This is a genomic window from Aeromonas sp. sif2433 (assembly GCF_019218705.1).
GTDB lineage: Bacteria > Pseudomonadota > Gammaproteobacteria > Enterobacterales > Aeromonadaceae > Aeromonas > Aeromonas encheleia.
Genome location: NZ_JAHUXD010000010.1, coordinates 131,058 through 150,329, shown reverse-complemented (window position 1 = coordinate 150,329; position 19,272 = coordinate 131,058). Strand labels below are relative to the sequence as shown.

Annotated in this window: 13 protein-coding genes and 1 pseudogene; 7 read left to right on the top strand and 7 right to left on the bottom strand. The window is 64.2% G+C overall.

The features are described from left to right. Positions 1-77 precede the first annotated feature (77 nt). From KW825_RS16045 to KW825_RS16035, 3 genes are read left to right on the top strand one after another with little or no spacing between them, the layout of a single operon-like run. Positions 78-4,346 (top strand): transporter substrate-binding domain-containing protein, encoded by a 4,269-nt coding sequence (locus KW825_RS16045; protein ID WP_218329766.1) that lies wholly within the window; start codon positions 78-80, stop codon positions 4,344-4,346. Beyond that, entirely contained in the window at positions 4,339-5,550 is a 1,212-nt protein-coding gene (locus tag KW825_RS16040; protein WP_218329765.1) for an EAL domain-containing protein, read from the top strand. The genes KW825_RS16045 and KW825_RS16040 overlap by 8 nt, the downstream gene beginning before the upstream one ends. Before the next feature lie 38 nt (positions 5,551-5,588). Beyond that, positions 5,589-7,562, top strand: a complete 1,974-nt coding sequence (locus KW825_RS16035; RefSeq protein ID WP_218329764.1) for a methyl-accepting chemotaxis protein — start codon at positions 5,589-5,591, stop codon at positions 7,560-7,562. 134 nt (positions 7,563-7,696) lie between these two features. Here KW825_RS16035 and KW825_RS16030 read toward each other — a convergent pair. The 7 genes and pseudogenes from KW825_RS16030 to queG form a co-directional block, all read right to left on the bottom strand. Further along, positions 7,697-7,768, bottom strand: a pseudogene (locus KW825_RS16030) (transcription/translation regulatory transformer protein RfaH); the annotation flags it as partial. Between the two features lie 148 nt (positions 7,769-7,916). Then, positions 7,917-8,417 (bottom strand): transcription/translation regulatory transformer protein RfaH, encoded by a 501-nt coding sequence (rfaH, locus tag KW825_RS16025; protein WP_218329763.1) that lies wholly within the window; start codon positions 8,415-8,417, stop codon positions 7,917-7,919. A 96-nt stretch (positions 8,418-8,513) separates the two neighbouring features. Further along, the gene (metQ, locus tag KW825_RS16020; protein ID WP_033128759.1) at positions 8,514-9,314 is read right to left on the bottom strand and encodes a methionine ABC transporter substrate-binding lipoprotein MetQ; all 801 of its coding nucleotides are present in this window, start codon (positions 9,312-9,314) and stop codon (positions 8,514-8,516) included. A 26-nt stretch (positions 9,315-9,340) separates the two neighbouring features. Beyond that, entirely contained in the window at positions 9,341-9,994 is a 654-nt protein-coding gene (locus KW825_RS16015; protein ID WP_218291732.1) for a methionine ABC transporter permease, read from the bottom strand. Next, entirely contained in the window at positions 9,975-11,018 is a 1,044-nt protein-coding gene (gene metN, locus KW825_RS16010; protein ID WP_042654256.1) for a methionine ABC transporter ATP-binding protein MetN, read from the bottom strand. Before metN ends, KW825_RS16015 begins: the two co-directional genes overlap by 20 nt. Positions 11,019-11,618: 600 nt before the next feature. Beyond that, positions 11,619-12,359 (bottom strand): polyphosphate--glucose phosphotransferase, encoded by a 741-nt coding sequence (gene ppgK, locus KW825_RS16005; protein WP_218329762.1) that lies wholly within the window; start codon positions 12,357-12,359, stop codon positions 11,619-11,621. 84 nt (positions 12,360-12,443) lie between these two features. Next, positions 12,444-13,571: a tRNA epoxyqueuosine(34) reductase QueG gene (queG, locus tag KW825_RS16000; protein WP_218291734.1), complete on the bottom strand. Its 1,128-nt coding sequence runs from the start codon at positions 13,569-13,571 to the stop codon at positions 12,444-12,446. 132 nt (positions 13,572-13,703) lie between these two features. Between queG and KW825_RS15995 the strand changes: the two genes are divergently transcribed. The 4 genes from KW825_RS15995 (at position 13,704) to mutL (ending at position 19,222) form a co-directional block, all read left to right on the top strand. Continuing rightward, positions 13,704-15,206, top strand: coding sequence for an NAD(P)H-hydrate dehydratase (locus KW825_RS15995; protein WP_218329761.1), 1,503 nt, complete (start codon positions 13,704-13,706; stop codon positions 15,204-15,206). 17 nt (positions 15,207-15,223) lie between these two features. Next, positions 15,224-15,697, top strand: a complete 474-nt coding sequence (gene tsaE, locus KW825_RS15990) for a tRNA (adenosine(37)-N6)-threonylcarbamoyltransferase complex ATPase subunit type 1 TsaE (RefSeq protein WP_042654252.1) — start codon at positions 15,224-15,226, stop codon at positions 15,695-15,697. Between the two features lie 23 nt (positions 15,698-15,720). Next, the gene (locus KW825_RS15985) at positions 15,721-17,223 is read left to right on the top strand and encodes an N-acetylmuramoyl-L-alanine amidase (RefSeq protein ID WP_256353893.1); all 1,503 of its coding nucleotides are present in this window, start codon (positions 15,721-15,723) and stop codon (positions 17,221-17,223) included. Between the two features lie 139 nt (positions 17,224-17,362). Continuing rightward, positions 17,363-19,222: a DNA mismatch repair endonuclease MutL gene (gene mutL / locus KW825_RS15980; protein ID WP_218329759.1), complete on the top strand. Its 1,860-nt coding sequence runs from the start codon at positions 17,363-17,365 to the stop codon at positions 19,220-19,222. Positions 19,223-19,272 lie beyond the last annotated feature (50 nt).

The following is a 19,272-nucleotide window of genomic DNA, read 5'->3' as shown; positions in this document are numbered from 1 at the left end:
GGTGCCGCCCTGATTTTTTAGTCGCACATTTAACCAAAAACTCTATGATCACCCACCGGTCTGTGCAGGAGTCATCCATGTTGTATCGTTGCGTTCGTTCCATTCTGTTGTGCTGGCTGGCCTGCTGGAGCCTGGGGGCCGCCGCCGATTCGCATCTGGATAAGAACAGATTGGGGTTGTCGGAACGGCTGTGGCTCTCGTCGCACAACGAACTGGTGGTCGGCATGCCTTCCGTGGCCTGGCCCCCCTATGTCTATACCAATAGCCGGGGTGGCTTCAGCGGCCCGCTTGACGATTTTGCCACCCTGCTGGCGAACAAGTTGCACCTGACCCTGCGCTACAAGACCTATCCCTACTATGCCGGTGCCCAGCAAGCCTTGATGGATGACGAGGTCGACATGCTGATCGGGGTGACTCCGAGCCAGACCAGGCTGGAGCAGATGCTGTTTACCTCGGATCTCATGGTGCTGCCGCGGGCCGTCCTGCTGGCCAAGTCGAAAGAGGAGCCCACCCTGGAGGAGGCGCGGGAGCTGCGCTGGGTGTGCGAGTTCGGCTTCAGCTCCTGCGAAGAGCTGGCCTTGTTGGGCATCAACGACATGGTCGAGGCCGACAGCAGTGATGAGGCGGTCTTCATGGTCAAGAAGGGGCTGGCGGATGCCTATCTGGGGGATCTGCCATCTCTGATACGGCTGCAGCGGCTGCAGCAACAGGCGAACCTGACGGTGTCGACCCCGGACTGGGTGCAGGACACTTCGCTGGCCATCGCGGTCGGCCCCAAGAACAAGGCGTTGCAGGGCTTGCTGGAGGCGGCGCTCAACGACATTCCGATCGATGAACGGCGCCGCATTCTGGAGACGGGGGGCATAGTCGACTATGAGCTGGCCCATGGCCCACGCCAGATCGTCTTCAACCAGAGCGAGCTGAACTGGCTGGCGCAACACCCCACCCTGAGCTATGGCGTGGCCCCCGACTGGCCTGCGGTGAGTGAGATCGACAGCCGCGGCCAGCTGCACGGCTTCATCGCCGACCTGTTGAAACTGCTGAGTGTGCGCACCGGTCTCCAATTCACCCTGGTGCCGACCCAGAGCTGGGCCGAGACCCAGGCCCTGTTCAAGGCGCGCAAGCTGGACTTCGTCCCGGCGATGACCTCGACCGAGGATCGCCGTCAATCCTTGCTGTTCACCCCGGATTACGCCTTCATACACAGGGTGATCGCGGCCCGGCAAGGGATGGCGGAGCTGTCCAGCGCGGCGGAGCTGAGGGGGCACAAGGTGGGCATGGTCGATGGCTCGGTCGAGACGCGGCTGCTGGCCGAGGTCGGCGCCATCCCGGTGATGGCCAGCAGCGATGCGGGACTGCTCCCGCTGCTCGACAGCCGCCAGGTGGACTATGTGCTGATGAGCATGACCACCCTGGAGCAGGCGCTGCAAAAGGGCTTCAGCGATCGCTATCAGGTGGTCTTCTCCGGCAACGAGCTGAGGGTACCCATCGCCATGGCGGTGCGTCAGCAGGATCCCATGTTGCAGCAGATCCTGACCAAGGTGCTGCTCTCCATCCGGCCGGAAGAGCTGGCCAAGCTGGAACACAAGTGGCTGTCGCTGACCATACAGACGGGCATCAACCCGGGGACAGTGCTGATGTGGTCCTCCCTCGGGGTGGGTATCTTCCTGCTCTGCGTGCTGCTGTTCATGGGCTGGAACCGGACCCTGCGCCGCCAGATAGTGCAGCGCCAGCTGGCCGAGCAGCAGCTGAACGAGCAGCTCACCTTCGTGCAGACCCTGCTTGACTCGCTGCCCAACATGGTGGTGCTGCGTGACAAATACCTGCGCATCACCCTGTGCAATCGGGCCTATCGCGATGCCTTCATCAGCGAGCGCAGCGATGGCGGCCTCTATCACCTGGACAACCTGCCATCCCTGGAGCGGGAGAAGGTGCTGAGGGAGGAGCAGGAGGTGTGGCTGAGCGGCCAGGCGATGGAGGGGGCGGGTTACAGCCGGCGCCATGATGGCACCGCGTTCCACGTCATCTATGCCAAACAGCCCTATCGCGCGCAGAGCGGCGAGCAGCTGGGGGTCCTGACGGTGCTGACCGATGTGACCCGGATCAAGGAGGCCGAGGCGCGGGCCCGCCAGGCGGAGACCCGCCTCACCCAGATCACCGACAGCATGCCTGGCATCGTCTATCAGTATCTGTGGCAGGGGCCGGGCCAGGGGCGCTTCCTCTATGTGTCCCAGGGGGCGAGGGAGATCCTGGGCAGCAGCGGGGAGGGGCTGCTGTCGGTGGAGTCGGGCGGCGAGGTGTTCGGCTTTACCGAGGCGGCGCTGCAGGATTTCGTCAGCAAGGTGGCCAATCACGCCGAGACCCTGGCTCCCCTCGATCTGGAGGTCAAGGTCGAGCGAGCAGAGGGGCTGCGCTACCTGCAGGTGCGCGGCAGCTTCGTGCGCCAGGAGGAGGGCAACCTGATCCTCAACGGCGTCATCCACGACATCACGGCCCTCAAGCAGCAGGAACACGAGCTCAGGGAGGCGCGCGCCTATGCGGAGCAGGCGATGCAGGCGCGCAGTCGCTTCCTCGCCACCATGAGCCACGAGTTGCGCACCCCCATCTCCGGCATGCACGGCATGCTGGAGCTGTTGCAGATGAGCGACCTCAACGACGATCAGCGCTACATGCTGCGCAACATCGCGACCTCGACCAACAACCTGCTCTATCTGGTCAACGATATTCTGGACTTCTCCAAGATAGAGGCGGGCCAGCTGCAGCTGCATTACCACGTCTGCCGACTCACCTCGGTCATCTGCGATGTCATCCGCGGTCACGCCACCCTGGCCTATGGCAAGGGGCTCAAAGTGACGCTGGAGTGGGCCGCCGAGGTGCCGGATCAGGCCAGCATGGACGCGATCCGGGTGGGGCAGGTGATCTCCAACCTGCTCAACAACGCGGTGAAATTTACCGAGTGGGGCGAGATCGCCATCCGGGTCGGCTATCAGGCGAACCAGCTGCTGTTTGCCGTGCGGGATACGGGGATCGGCATCGCCGATGACAAGCAGGTGAACCTGTTCACCCCCTTCAAGCAGGTCGAATCCGACATCACCCGGCGCTTCGGCGGGACCGGGCTCGGGCTCGCCATCTGCCAGCAGTTGATCCACAAGATGGGGGGCAGCCTGGCGCTGGAGAGCAAGCCCGGCACCGGGACCTGCGTGACTTTCAAGATCCCGCTGACCGAGTGTCAGTGGGATGCCCCGCCGCTGGTCGATCAGGATTGGTGGTGGCTGGGGGAGGATGCCGCGCTGCGGGCGACCATGGAGCAGCTGGGCGCCCGGCTGCATCGGCTGGAGCCGCATCAGTGGCGGCAACCGCTGAGCGGTCGCCTGCTGGCGGAGGAGCGCCTGCTGGAGCGGGCGCTGGGCACGGACTGGCAGCAGCATTTGCAGCAATCCGCGCTCAAGGGCATAGTGCTCTCCCCCCAGGAGGCGCTGCGCGGACGTATGGGCAGCGATGCCTGGTGGCGGCTGGGTCAGTCGCCGCTCTATCCCGACCTGCTGCTGGAAACCTGCCGCCAGCTGGCGGGGGAGCGGGCCACTCAGCCGGGGCAATTCCTGGTAGACAAGTTGCAGGGCCGTGTCCTGGTCGCCGATGATCATCCTATCAACCGTGCGCTGCTGGCCCGCCAGCTCGCCATTCTCGGCATCGATGCCGAGCTGGTCGATGATGGCGAGAAGGCGCTGCGCGCCTGGCAGGGGCAGGGCTTCGCCCTGCTGCTGACCGATTGCCACATGCCGGTGATGGATGGCTACAGCCTGACCAGGACCCTGCGGGCGGCGGGGGATCCGGCGCCCATCATCGGCGTCACGGCCGATACCTCGGAGGAGGCCAGCCGGCAGATGCAGGCGGCGGGGATGAACGATATGCTGTTCAAACCCTACAGCCTGGAGACCTTGCGCCAGACGCTGCAGCGCTGGTTGCCGGTCGCCAGTGCGCCGAGCGAGCCGCAGCCCCGCGTTCAGGCTTCGACCCAGGAGCAGGCGCTGAGCTGGATCTCCCTGTTCGGTGATGAGGCGCTGGCCCGCAGCATGGCGCAGGAGTATCTGGACTCCAATCGCCAGGATAGCGAGGAGATGGTGCGAGCGCTGGCGTGTCAGGATACCCAGGCGCTGGTGGAGACGGCACACCGCATCAAGGGGGCGGCCCGCATGGTCGGGCAGACGGCCCTGGCGACGGAGGCGGCTCAGCTGGAGGCTGCGGCCAGATTGAAACAGCTGGACAGGCTCGATGAGTTGAGTCAGACAGTACAGGTATTGATGGATGCTATTGCATGCGAAATTGGACTATGGCTCGATGAATAACAAGCAGCATGAGTTGGTGATCATGGTGGTGGAGGATCACAACTTCCAGCGCAAGGCCCTGATGCACCAGATCAGCAGGCTCGGCTACGGCCAGCTGCTGGAGGCACAGGATGGCGAGGCGGCGCTGGAGCTGTGTCAGCACCACCAGGTCGACATCCTGTTTTGCGATCTGCGCATGCCCGGCATGGACGGCATGGCTTTGCTGCGCCGGCTCTCGCTGGGAGGCTTCAGGGGTGGCGTCATCCTGTGCAGTGCGCTGGAAGACGATGTGGTCGACGCCGTGCTGCGCATGAGCACGGCCTATGGCCTGCAGGTGCTGGGGCGCATCGACAAGCCCGCCGACCCGCAGCAGATCAGGCAGCTGATCGGTGCCTGGCGGCCCCAGCAGGAGCGGACCCAGGAGGAGGACGGCCACAGCCTGACTCAAGACGATCTCAGCGCCGCCCTGGAGCAGGATCAGCTGCTGCCCTGGTATCAGCCCAAGGTCAGCTTCGGCACCGGTCAGTGGATCGGCATGGAGGCGCTCGCCCGCTGGCAGCACCCCGAGTATGGCCTGGTCTCACCGGTGCACTTCATCCCTCTGGCGGAGCGCCATGGACTGATCGATCAGCTGACCGAGGTGATCATCAACAAGTCCCTGCGCGATGGGCACCTGTGGGAACAGACCGGGCTCTCCCTCAACCTGTCGATGAACCTCTCCACCACCTCGCTGATCGAGGGGGATCTCTGCAACACCCTGCTCAATCATTGCCAGCGCTGGAGCATCAACCCTGAGCTCATCACCCTGGAGGTGACCGAGAGTGCCTTCGTCAAGGATCTCGGCAAGTCGCTGGAGGTGCTGACGCGCCTGCGCATGCACGGCTTCGGGCTCTCCATCGATGACTTCGGCACAGGTTACTCCTCCATGCAGCAGTTGGCGCTGCTGCCCTTCACCGAGCTGAAGCTGGATCGCTCCTTCGTCGATCGCTGCTATGAGGATCCCTCCCGGCTCGCCATCATAGAGTCGAGCATCGAGCTGGCCCGCAAGCTGGGGCTCAAGTCGGTGGCCGAGGGGGTCGAGGATGAGTCCACCTGGCAGTTGCTGGCCAGACTGGGCTGCGATCAGTGCCAGGGCTTCTTCTCCGCCCGCCCCATGCCGCGGGATGAGTTGCTGGAGTGGCATCGCTCCTGGCTGGATCGATTACCCGCTCTGATCAAGAACTGAACCCGGGGCAGGATGCCCGCAGTCGAACAAGGACGTTCATGAAAATTTCAAGCAAGCTGTTGTTTAGCTTTTGTTTTATCAATCTGCTCATCATCCTCTCCTCCGCCCTGGTGTACCATCAGCTGGGCCGGATCCAGCTGTCGCAGTCGGCCTTGCTGGAGCAGGCCCTGCCCGCCCTGCAACGGGATGAGGCGAGCCAGAAGGCGCTGATCGCCACCGTCTCCTCCCTGCGGGCCTACCTGATCCTCGGCAAGGATCCGGCCCAGGCCCAGCGCCTCAAGCTGGAGTGGGGCGGCGCCTGGCAGGCCATCGAGCGGCAGGCGTTTACCCCCGCCCTGACCCGGGCCCTAGAGGCGTTCAAGGGCAAGCAGGAGAAGGTGTGGGCCCTGGCTCACACCGAGGAGAACCTGCCGGCCCATAGCCTGATGCTGCTGGAGGCGGGCCCCCTGGCCGAGGCTGCACTCGATCAGCTGCAATCCTTCGCCAACGAAGAGGTGGCGACCCCCCAAGCCGAGTTGCCCGGCGATAGGCGCCTGTTGCTCAAGCAGGTGGGCGATGCCTACAACGGCCTCGCCAACGCCCTCTCCGCCCTGCGGGATTTCCTCATCTCGGGTGACAAGGAGTATCAGGCCAAGTACCAGGATTACTACCAGTTTCATCTGCAGCGGGTGGCCGAGCTGAAACAGCAGCAGGGCCAGTTCACCGAGGCCGAGCAGGGGCTCTGGGCCCTGTTCGAGCAGATGTCGGCGCCCTTCGCCGAGCTGGTCAGCCAGGTGATCGCCAGGCGGCAGGCGCCCGACTGGGATCAGGCCAATCACCTGATGGCCACCGACGTCGAGCCGGCTCTGGACAGGCTCGCCGGCCAGCTGGCGTCCCAGGTGACCCACACCCGGGCAGAGGTCGACAAGATCGCCGGTCAGATGGCCGCCGCCGGCCAGACCATCCATCACAGCCTGCTGCTGACCACCCTCAGCACCATATCGCTCGGCACCCTGGTGGCCCTGCTGTTCAGCCGTCGGCTGACCCGGGACATCGCCAGCCTGGTGGCCCGTGCCGGTCTGGTGGCGGATGGCCGGTTGCCGGCCGCGCCCCTACCGGTATTGCGGCGAGACGAGCTGGGTGGCTTGACCGGCTCCATCAACCGGATGTCGGGCCAGCTGCGTCAGCTGGTGGGGGAGATCCAGGGTGCCGTGGGGCAGGTGGAAGGCGCCTGCGGCGAGGTGGGCCGTACCAGCAACATCATAGTGGGGGATCTGGCGAGCCAGAATCAGCGGGTCGATACGGTTGCCGCGGCCATAGAGCAGATGTCGGCCAGCACCCGGGACGTGGCGGGCAACATTGCCGAGGCGGCCGAGGCGGCCCGCCAGACCGAGCGACAGGCCCGCCAGGGGGGCGACGCCCTAACGCGCATGACCACCACCATGCAGCAGATCGCCGCCATGATTGCCGAGGCCAACCAGGCGATGGGGCAGTTGAGCCGCCAGAGTGAGCAGGTGGGGCGCGTCACCGAGGTCATCGCCACCCTCGCCGAGCAGACCAACCTGCTGGCGCTCAACGCGGCCATAGAGGCGGCGCGTGCCGGGGAGCAGGGCCGTGGTTTCGCCGTGGTGGCGGACGAGGTGCGCCAGCTCGCCAGTCGCACCAGCCAGTCGACGGCGGAGATCAACCTGACCATCGCCAGCATCCAGCAACAGACCCGGCAGACCGCCGACACCGTGGGCAGCGGCACCCGGCTGGTGGAGCAGGGGCACGGCGCTGTGGCGTCGGTGACCGAGACCCTGGAGACCATGACCCGGCTGGTGCAGGATCTCTGCGGCCAGTTGGGAGCCATCGCCACCGCCACCGAGCAGCAGTCGCGGGTGGCGCAGGAGGTGGCCGGGACTGTCGAGGAGATCGCCGGGCTCAGCCGCCAATCCAGTGAGCGCAGTCAGCAGGGGGAGGAGATAGTCGCCAGGCTGAGCCGGGAGACGGGGCGCCTGACCTCGGTCATCAGCCGGTTCGAGCTGGGATAAGACAGATGCGGGCAAATGCCCGCCTCTGTCTTATCCCGGTGATGAAAGGCTTGGTTGTCAAAGCAGCTGCCAGCCTCTTGAGGGAGCAGGCTGATCTGCCCGTGTCACCCTGTTATCCCAGGCTCGGCTTATCGTCAGTCCAGGCGCCGGAAGGCCTGGTTGTCGAAGCTGCTGCTGGTTTCCTGGTTGAGCAGGCTGACCAGCAGGAATGGGGGCGCTTCTCGCCGCAGACGCCCGGTGAGTGTCAGTCCAGACGCCGGAAGGCCTGGTTGTCGAAGCTGCTACTGGTGTCCTGATTCAGCAGGCTGACCAGCAGGAATGGGGGCGCTTCTCGCCGCAGACGTCTGGGGAGGGTCAGTCCAGGCGCCGGAAGGCCTGGTTGTCGAAGCTGCTGCTGGTCTCCTGATTGAGCAGGCTGACCAGCAGGATCGCCCGCTTCTCGCCATCCGGCTCCAGATAGATGGCCTCGAACCCGGCAAGGGGGCCAGATTCGATAAGCACCTTGTCCCCCTGACCCGGCAGGCGCGCATAGCTGGCCCTGGCCTCATCGCTGTCGTCACGGCTCATCAGCCGATAGATCAGCTGGCTGCTGACATCCGTCCACTCCTTGCCGAAATGAACGATGCGGCTGATGCCGCGGGTCGACTTCAGGGTGATGGGCGAGACCTCGTCGAGATCCACGTGGATGAACAGGTAGTTGGGAAACATGGGCTCACGCACCGGTACCCGCTTGCCGCGGCGCAGCTTCTCGATTTCCACCATGGGGTAATAGGATTCGACACCCTGGGCTGCCAGATGGGCGCGGGCGCGGGCTTCTTCCTTAGGCTTGCAGTAGGCCAGATACCATTTTTTCATTGTTCTGTTTTGTGTTTGTTACCGTGCTGACGCCCATGATAACGGGGGCAAAAAAAAAGGCCACGCTTGGCGCGGCCTTTTTTGCAGAGTGAGTGATTACCAACCTTTCACCAGACCACCCTTGAACAGTTCGGTCCCTTTCTTGTAGACCTCGTCGGTCTGGAAGGACTGGACGAACTGCTTGACCTTCTCTTCGTCCTTGTTGTTTTCACGAGCGACGATCAGGTTGACGTAGGGGGACTCCTTGTCTTCGACAAACAGGCCGTTCTCGGTCGGGGTCAGGCCAATCTGACCGGCGAAGGTGTTGTTGATGATGGAGAGATCAACATCTTCCAGGGAGCGGGGCAGCTGAGCGGCTTCCAGCTCGACGATCTTGAAGTTGCGCGGGTTGCTGGCGATGTCCAGCACGGTCGCTTCCAGACCGGCGCCTTCCTTCAGCTTCAGCAGGCCCTGCTTCTCCAGCAGGATCAGGGAGCGACCCAGGTTGGTCGGATCGTTCGGCACCGCGATCTGGGCACCGTCCTTGAGCTCGCTCAGAGCCTTGATCTTCTTGGAGTAACCGGCGATCGGGTAGACGAAGGTGTTGCCAACCGGCACCAGCTTGAAGCCGCGATCACGGATCTGCGCATCCAGATAGGGTTTGTGCTGGAAGGCGTTGACGTCGACGCTGCCATCATTCAGGGCCACGTTGGGGGTGACGTAGTCAGAGAAGGTGACGATCTCGACGTTCAGACCGTATTTCTCCTTGGCCACCTTGGCCGCGGTCTCGACCAGCTCGGTCTCGGGGCCGGCGATGGCGCCGACCTTCAGGGTCTTGTTCTCTTCTTTCTGGCCGCAGCCGACCAGTACCAGAGTTGCCAGCAGCGCTGCCGCAGCGGATTTAATGCCCAATTTCATAAAAACCTCCTGTCAGAAATCGACTATTAACGATGATCACATTGTTTGACCAGGCGCTCACCCGCGCTCTGGATGAGTTGAACCAGCACTACCAGAATGACCACGGTGACCAGCATGACGGTTGGATCGAAGCGCTGGTAACCGTAGCGAATACCCACATCCCCCAGACCACCACCACCGATGGCACCGGCCATGGCGGAGTAGTTCACGAGCGTGACGAGCGTGATGATGATGCTGTTGAGGATCCCGGGCAGGGCCTCTGGCAGCAGCACCTTGGCGATGATTTGCAAGGGTTTGGCACCCATGGCCTTGGCGGCCTCGAGCAGGCCGTCCGGCACCTCCATCAGCGCCCCTTCCACCAGACGGGCGATGAAGGGGATGCAACCGACGGTCAGCGGCACTATGGCGGCTATGGTGCCGATGCTGGTGCCGACGATCAGCCGGGTCAGCGGAATGATGGCGACCAGCAGTATGATGAAGGGCACAGAGCGGCCGACGTTGACTATGATGCCGAGCGTCTTGTTCAGCAGCGGGTTGGCCAGGATCTGGCCGGCCTTGGTCACGTGCAGTGCCACGCCGAGCGGCAGCCCGAGCAGGCAGCCAAACAGGGCGGAGGCAAACACCATGATCAGGGTGTCGCCGAGGGCCGTGAACAGCAGATTAATCATTGCTTCGGACATAGCCCATAACCTCCAGCTGAATGTGGTTGTCGATGAAGAACTGCTGGGTGGCCTCGCACTGGGCCTCGTCCCCGAACAGCTCGGCCAGCAGGAAGCCGAACTTGACCCCGCCGGCGTACTCGATGTCGGCACTCAGGATGCTGATATCGATGTTGAAACGGCGGCTCACCTCGGAGATCAACGGCGAATCGACCGTGCTGCCGGTGAAGCCGAGCTTGACCAGCGGATAGCTGTTGGCCACCCGCTCGGGGCTCATCCTGTCCTGATACTCCTGCGGTACCTCCAGATGGATGGTGGAGTGGATGAAGTCACGGGCCAGCTGGGTCTTGGCATTGCTGAAGAACCAGGCCACCTCGCCCTGCTCGATCAGGCTGCCGTCGCTGATGATGGCCACCTCGTCGCAGATCCCCTTCACCACGTCCATCTCGTGGGTGATGAGCAAGATGGTGAGCCCCAGCTTGAGGTTGATCTCCTTGAGCAGGCTCAGGATGGAGCGGGTGGTCTGGGGATCGAGCGCCGAGGTGGCCTCGTCACAAAGCAGCACCTTGGGGGCCGGCGCCAGGGCGCGGGCGATGGCGACGCGCTGCTTCTGACCACCGGACAGCTCGGATGGATAGGCGTGGGCGCGGGCCTCCAGCCCGACCAGGGCGAGCAGCTCCTCGACCCTCGCCTGGATCTGCGCCTTGCTCCAGCCCGCCAGCTCCAGCGGGAAGGCAATGTTGGCGAACACGGTGCGGGAGGCGAGCAGGTTGAAGTGCTGGAAAATCATGCCGATCTGACGACGGGCCTGGGTCAGATCCCGCTCGGGCAGGGCCGCCAGATCCTGGCCATCGACAAAGACCTGGCCCTGGGTGGGGCGCTCCAGCAGGTTGACGCAACGAATGAGGGTGCTCTTGCCGGCACCGGAGGCACCGATCACCCCGAAAATCTTGCCTTGTGGCACATGCAGGCTCACGTCACGCAGGGCGTGCACGGCGTCACTGCCTTTACCGTAGACTTTGTTGAGACCGATCAACTTAATCATGGATTCTTCCGTGCTAACAGCCTTAAAGCACAGGGCGCTACAGGCGGGTGAATTGGGCAGAGGTTTCACTGGGTTGCTCTGCCATCATGGAGGATGATGCTAAGATGTCCGGATGGCTGTGTCAACGCATGTTTCTACGTCTAGACGTCTAAAAAAATGCTAAGGATTCCTGCCGGATGACTATGGAAAGTGGTGATTTCGCAGGTGGCGATATCGGATTTCGTTTTTTTTTAAAATGCCGAATATAAGCTGGTTAATGCAGGTTAAATGCCTGTTTTGTTAGCCAGCGCCAGAACCGACTCTCTCCCCGTCTTCATCACCCGTGCTTAAGGTCGCATAGATACTGGCACCTTGTCCCCTGCTCTTTTTTGAGCCATCCCCTTGATGAAGAACAATAAATAACCAGTCACGCCAGCAGGGGCGGGGCCTTGGGGAGGCGTGGCGGTCCATCGGCATCCTGGCTCGGGAGCAGAGAGAAGGGTTGAGCAGGCCGGTTTGGGGTGGCGCCCCGCTGATCGCCCGCCGCCCAATGACAGAGGCCCGGCATAAGCCGGGCCTCTGTCATCTATAGGAAGTGGATCACTATAAGGGGAAGTAGACTCAGCCCCCTTGCTCCACGGCATGGAGCGCCGCCCCTATGATGCCGGCCTGATTGAGACTGGTCGCGGCGACCAGCGGGGCCCGGGTCTCGATCCTGTCGATGAACTTGTCGAGCTTGGCGGCGCTGCCGCCCCCCAGGATGAAGAGGTCGGGGGAGAACAGGAACTCCAGTCTGGCCAGATACTTGTTGAAACGCTTGCCCCAGCGGCTCCAGGAGAGATCTTCCCGCTTGCGGGCGGCGTCCGAGCAGTAGTGCTCGGCAACCATGCCCTCCAGCATCAGGTGACCCAGCTCGGTGTTCGGCAGCAGCTGGCCGTTGACGAACAGGGCGGTACCGATGCCGGTGCCGACGGTGATGAGGATGATGACCCCCTTGCGATCCCGGCCGGTGCCGAAGCGCATCTCGGCAAGGCCCGCCGCATCGGCATCGTTGAGCACGTGGCAGGGCAGGCCGGTCACATCCGCAAACAGGTGGGCGGCATCGGTCTCGACCCAGCTCTTGTCGATGTTGGCGGCACTCTTGGCGATGCCGTTGTGAATGATGGCGGGGAAGCCGCAACCCACGGGCCCCTTCCATTCGAAGTGTTCGACCAGCGCCTTGAGGGTGTGGGCGATGGCGGCCGGGGTAGCCGGTTGCGGGGTGGCCAGGCGGTAACGTTCACCGATGAGCATGCCCGTCTTGGTATCGACCAGGCAGCCCTTGATCCCGGATCCCCCTATATCTACTCCCAACATCTGCATCAGAGTGTTCCTTTTTAGTGTGCCGAGGGTCAAACGTCGGCAGAGCATGAAAAAATGACCCGCATCCGGCAAGGGGCAGATCACTTAGGCGTGATCCGGCAGACCTTTTTCGATGCAGCGGATCAACAAGCGAGTCTTTTTGCTGTCATCCTGCTGGCGTTGGGCCAGGGTCGCCAGCGCCCACTCGATATGTTCGGCCACCATGGTCTCGGCCGCGCCGAGCGCCCCTTGCAGGGCGTCGCTCACCGTTGCGGTGGCCGGGCCGTTGCCGAGCGCCACCGCCAAGTTGCGGCGCCAGCGTTGATAACCGATGCGGCGGATGGGGCTGCCCTCGGTGTGCTTCAAGAACTCGGCCTCCGACCACTGCCAGAGGTCGAGCAGGGGCGGGCGGTGCAGATTGGGGCGAGGGTTGAAGTCGGGCTCCGGGCTCACATCAGCATAGCGATTCCAGGGGCAGATCAGCTGGCAGTCGTCGCAGCCATAGATGCGATTGCCCAGCAGGGGGCGCAGCTCCAGCGGAATGGGCTCGTCGCTCTCAATGGTGAGGTAGGAGATGCAGCGCCGGCCATCCACCACATAGGGCGCGACGATGGCGCCGGTGGGGCAGATGTTGATGCAGGCCACGCACTTGCCGCACTGTTCTTTCTCCACCGGGGCGTCCATCGGCAGTGGCAGGTCGACCAGCAACTCCCCGAGGAAGAAGAAGGAGCCGGCCGCTTCGTTGAGCAGCAGCGAATGCTTGCCCACCCAGCCGAGCCCCGCCTTGGCCGCCAGCGGGCGCTCCAGCACCGGGGCCGAGTCGACGAAGGGACGCCAGCCTAGCGTCTCGCAGCGTTGCTCGATGCGCTCCCCCAGCTGCTTGAGCCGGTTGCGCAGCACCTTGTGATAGTCGCGGCCGAGCGCATAGCGGCTGATGTAGCCCAGGGTGGGATCGCGCAGGGTGGCGGCAAAGCCCGCCTCGAAGGGGAGATAGTTCATCCGCACCGACAGCACCCGCAGGGTGCCAGGCAGCAGCTCATGGGGCCTGGCCCGCATCATGCCGTGGCGGGCCATGTAGTCCATGCTGCCGTGATAGCCGGCGTCCAGCCAGGCCTGCAATCTGGGCTCCTCGACGGCGAGATCCGTGTCGGTGATGCCGACCTGGTCAAATCCTAGCTCGCGTGCCCAGAGCTTGATATCTTGGGCCAGTTGCTGAAGTTCGGTGGCCGTCATGCTGCCTCATCTGCCTGCAGGCGGAGGGTCTGCATATGTGGGCGATAATGTGGCAAGGGCCGGGCATCGTCATGCCGGGTCATACGCCAGGCGGGGAGCCGGGCCACTAGAGGATGAAGGTCGGGAGCCGTCATGGTACAGGTTATCGAGGATGCTATCAGCGGGAAAGAAGGCACCAGTTTAGCACAGCCGCTGTGGCGGGCCGAACAGATCCGCACGCTGGAGCAGCGCTGGGCCCGGCGCGAAGGGTGCGACACCTATGAGCTGATGACGCGGGCCGGCGCGGCCCTGCTCTGCTACGCCAGCCACCACTGGCCCCAGTGCGGCAACTGGTGGATCTTCGTCGGCCCCGGCAACAATGGCGGCGACGGCTATGTGCTGGCGCGCCTCGCCAGACGGATCGGCCTCGATCCCCTGGTGATCGCCGCGCGGGCCCCCGCCCTGCTGACAGGGGATGCCAGACGGGCCGCCGATGAATGGCTGGCCGCTGGGGGCAGCGTGCAGCTGGTCGACGAGCTCGAACTCTCGTCGCTGACGCCACCGGATCTGGTGATAGATGCACTGCTCGGCACCGGTGTCCATATCCCCCTCTCCCCTTCCATGACAAAGATCGTCGCAACAATCAACGGCTTGAATGCCCCCGTGCTGGCGGTGGACCTGCCCTCCGGGCTCAACGCCGACACCGGTCGCGCCATGGGCGCCCTGGTGCGCGCCACTCGCACCCTCAGCTTCATCGGCATCAAGCAGGGCATGCTGACCGCCGACGGAGTGGACGGTGTCGGTCTGCTCGACTGCGACAGCCTCGGGGTGACGCCGGATGCCGGCCTTGTCCCCGCCGCCGAGCGGATCGATTACCCCGCCCTCAAGTCCCTGCTGACCCCGCGCCCACGCTCGGCGCACAAGGGCAGCAACGGCAGGGTCCTGCTGGTGGGGGGCAACCTGGGCATGCAGGGGGCCATACTGCTGGTGGGGCTGGCCTGCCTGCGGGCGGGGGCCGGTCTGGTGCGGCTGTGCCAGCACCCGAGCCATGGCGCCGTCAGCCTGGTGCAGCCCGAGCTGATGAGCGGGCAAGCCGGGGTCGACGAGGACTGGGCCGAGGTGAAGGTGGTGGGGCCCGGGCTCGGTCAGGACGAGTGGGGACGCGCCCAGTACGAGCGGCTGGTCAGGGCCGACGGGGCATTGGTATTGGACGCCGATGGATTGAATTGGCTGGCGCAGGGGCCCCGTCATCAGGATAATTGGGTGCTCACGCCCCACCCCGGGGAGGCGGCCCGTCTGCTGGACTGCACCATAGCCGAGATCGAGGCGGATCGCTTCGCCGCCGTCGCGCGGCTGCAGCGGCGTTACGGCGGCGTCGTGCTGCTCAAGGGGGCGGGCTCGCTCATCTGCGACGGCCAGCGCATCAGCCTCTGTGATGAAGGCAATCCCGGCATGGCCAGTGGCGGCATGGGTGACCTGTTATCTGGTATAATCGCCGCCCTCCTGGCACAGGGCTGGTCTGCCAGCATGGCAACCCGGCTGGGGGCCGTGATCCACGGCGAGGCGGCCGATCTGGCTGCCGCCGAGGGGGAGAGGGGCATGCTGGCATCGGATCTGCTGCCCTGGATCCGCCGTCTGGTCAATCCGACACAGTAACAAGTAACAAGAAGAACATGGCAAAAACGTTGATGATGACACTGCCGGATGAGGCAGCAACAGTGGCACTGGGTGGCCGCCTGGCACAGGCGTGCCAGCAGGCGACCACGGTATTTCTGCACGGCTCTCTGGGGGCTGGCAAGACCACCCTGACCCGCGGTTGGGTGCAGGGGCTCGGCCATCAAGGCAAGGTTAAGAGTCCAACCTATACCCTGGTCGAACCCTATGAGCTGGACCGCTGGCAGGTCTACCACTTCGACCTCTATCGCCTTGCCGATCCGGAAGAGCTGGAGTTCATGGGGATTCGGGACTATTTCGGCGCCGATACCCTCTGCCTGGTCGAGTGGCCGGAGAAAGGGGAGGGCTGGCTGCCATCCCCGGATCTGGAGATTACCCTGACGTATGTACACGAGCAGCGCGAGGCCCTGATAGCGGCCCGCACTGCTATCGGCGAAGCCATTCTGGAACGGTTGTCATCTCAGTGCGCTTGATCCTTGTTATTGTCCTCTCCTTGATGGCCTTACCCTCCTGGGCGAATCAGCTCAAGAGTGTGCGGGTCTGGCCGTCGCCGGATAACACCCGGGTGGTGCTCGACATGAGCAGCGCCCCCAATTTCAACTACTTCACCCTGAGCGGCCCGAGCCGCCTGGTGATCGACCTGAAAGGGGCGAGCAACGCCGCCAATCTGACTCGCATCGGGAACAAGAGCGAGCTGGTGCGCAAGATCCGCGAGAGCACGCCCCTCGAGAAGGGCAGCCTGCGTCTGGTGCTGGATCTCAGCTCCACCATCAAGCCGGTGGTGTTCCCGCTGGCTCCGGCGGGCCCCTATGGTCACCGGCTGGTGATCGACCTGCCCTATGAAGAGAAGGGTGCCACCACGGCCCAGGCAGCGCCGGTCGGCGGACAGGGCAAGGCCATAGTGATCGCTATCGATCCGGGCCATGGCGGGGAAGATCCGGGCTCCATAGGTCCGCGCCGCACCTACGAGAAACGGGTGACCCTGGCGGTGTCGCAGAAGCTGGCGGCGCTGATCGATCGCGAGCCGGGCATGCGCGCCGTGATGACCCGCCGTGGTGACTACTTCGTCGACCTGAACAAGCGCTCCGAGATCGCCCGCAAGGCCAAGGCCGATCTGCTGGTGTCGGTGCATGCGGACAGCTTCCACAACTCCACGCCGCGCGGCGCCTCGGTCTGGGTGCTGTCGACCAACCGCGCCAACCGCGAGATGGGCAGCTGGCTGGAGAAGCAGGAGAAACAGGGCGAACTGCTGGGCGGGGTAGGCAAGGTATTGGCCGAATCCGACCCCAACCCCTATCTGGCGCAGACCTTCCTCGATCTCTCCATGGACAAGTCCAGGGCCGAGGGTTATGACGTCAGCCGCCAGATCCTGCGCTCCATGGGCAAGGTCGCCCGGCTGCACAAGAAGGCGCCGGAGCACGCCAGCCTGGCGGTGCTCAAGGCGCCAGATATCCCCTCGGTGCTGGTGGAGACCGGCTTCATCTCCAACCATGGGGAAGAGAAGCTGCTGGCCACCGCCAGTTATCAGGATCAGCTGGCGCGCGCCATCTTCGAGGGGATCCGCAACTACTATCGCAGCCACCCGACCAAGGGCCCCATGATGACCGGCAAGGGCCAGCAAGTGGCCAGGAGCAGTCAACCAGCGGCGAAAAAGGCGGTGGTTGCGGCCGCGCCCCAGCAGCAGGTGACCAACCGCATGCCGGCGACGGTGCCGAGCCGCAGCAATGACGGCGGCGCCCCGGTCAGCAGCGTCAGCGGCGGATCCGGCGCCGGGGTGATCAAGCCCTATTCGGTGGCGTCCAAGGAGCCGAGCGTGCCGGTCACCAGCGCGCAGAGCAACGACAAGTCCAAGATGATCCGGCACGTGGTCACCCGTGGCCAGAGCCTCTCCCGTCTCGCCGAGAAGCACGGAGTGAGCCAGGCGAAGCTGGTCGAGATCAACAAACTCAAGTCGCGGGACATCCAGATTGGGCAGGTGATCTATATCCCCCAAGGATAAAGATCGGGAGCCAGCGATGGCGATCCCTATTTTGGCCCCCATTCTGGCCAAGCAGATTGCCGCCAGTGAGGTGGTCGAGCGGCCAGCCTTCGTTGTGAAGGCGTCTGGATCCCGCAAGATGAAACGTCAGGAGTAAACGATGCCGATCCGTATTTTGCCGCCGATCCTGGCCAACCAGATTGCCGCCGGTGAGGTGGTGGAACGGCCCTCCTCCGTGGTGAAGGAGCTGGTGGAGAACAGCCTGGATGCGGGCGCCGACCGGATCGAGGTCGACATCGACAAGGGCGGCGCCAAGCTCATCCGCATCCGTGACAACGGCAGCGGTGTGCCCAAGGACGAGCTGGTGCTGGCGCTCTCCCGCCACGCCACCTCCAAGGTGGCAACCCTGGATGATCTCGAGGGGATCAACAGCCTCGGCTTTCGGGGGGAGGCGCTCGCCTCCATCAGCTCAGTCTCCCGCCTCACCCTGACTTCCCGCACCCAGGAGCAGACCGAAGCCTGGCAGGCCGAGGCGCAGGGGCGCGAGATGAACGTCACCGTCAAGCCGGCGGCCCACCCGGTGGGCACGACTGTGGAGGTGGTGGATCTCTTCTTCAACACCCCGGCCCGGCGCAAGTTCATGCGCAGCGAGAAGACCGAGTTCGCCCACATCGACGAGCTGATCCGCCGCATCGCGCTCTCCCGCTTCGACTGCACCCTGATCCTGCGCCACAACGGCAAGGTGGTGCGCCAGTACAAGTCCGCCAACACGGTGGCGGAGCAGGAGCGCCGCCTCGCCGCCGTCTGTGGCACCCCCTTCATGCACCACGCCCTGGCGGTGGAGAGCGAGCACAGCGACGTGCGCCTTCGGGGCTGGCTGGCGCTGCCGGCGGGGGCCAGGCCGCAGAACGATCTGCAATACACCTACGTCAATGGCCGCATGATGCGCGACAAGCTGATCAATCATGCCATCCGCCAGGCCTATGACGAGCTGCTGCCGGCCGACCGCTTCGCCGCCTATGTGCTCTACATCGAGCTGGATCCGCACCAGGTGGATGTGAACGTCCACCCGGCCAAGCACGAGGTGCGCTTCCACCAGGCCCGCCTGGTGCACGACTTCATCTTCCAGGCCCTGTTCACCGCCCTGCGCCGCGAGGCCCCGGCCGCCGAGCCGCTGGCCGAGAGTCAGGTCGAGCTGCCAGCCAGCCCGCAGATAGAGTACCCCGGCCAGGCGCCCCGCCCTGAGTGGTACGGCACCGAGCACAGCTATCGAGCCCCGGCGCCTACGCGGGAGGTGCGGGAAGGGGGAGCGGCTCGCGCCGGCAGCTATCAGCCGCCCGAGCCCCCCGGCCAGGAGGCGATGCGCGGCATGGGCGCCCTGCTCACCACCCTGCCGATGGCGGGTGACGCGGCTGTGGCGACGCCGACCGCCGGCGCCACGACCAGCCCGTCGCCGCAGGGTTGCCGCGCCCTGACCCTGGTGGAGCAGGCCTACCTGCTGCTGGAGCGCAACGGTCAGCTGGTGCTGCTCTCCCTGGTGCGGGCCGAGCGGGTGCTGCTGCGCCACTGGCTGCTGGATGCCTGGGGTCAGGGGCTGGCGGCGCAACCCTTGCTGCTGCCGGTCTCCTTCAAGTTGCCGAAAAACCTGATTGCGCTGGTGGAAGAGCAGGAACGTTTGCTCAAACGCATCGGGCTGGAGTTGAAAAGCGGCGGGCGCGACACCATGATCCTGACTCGGGTGCCGGCGCTGTTGCGCCAGACCGATCTGGTGCGGCTCTTACCCGAATTGCTGCAGTTAATCGAGAGCGGATCTGACAGTGATGGCAGCCAGCTGGCCGAGGTAGTATGCCAATGGTTGGTAGAGCAGGGCATAAGCTCTGAAAAAATATATGATTTTTCAACGGCCAGTCGTTTACTGACGGAACTTGTGACCGATTTCAGTGACCAACTGGCAGACATTCGCATGGTACGCCCCCTGTCGTTGGCGACCGTGTTGGAAGAGTTTGCCCATGGCGGCTGATTCGCCCCGGGCCAACGCCTTCACACAATGGCTAGTTATCGCACCCTGTG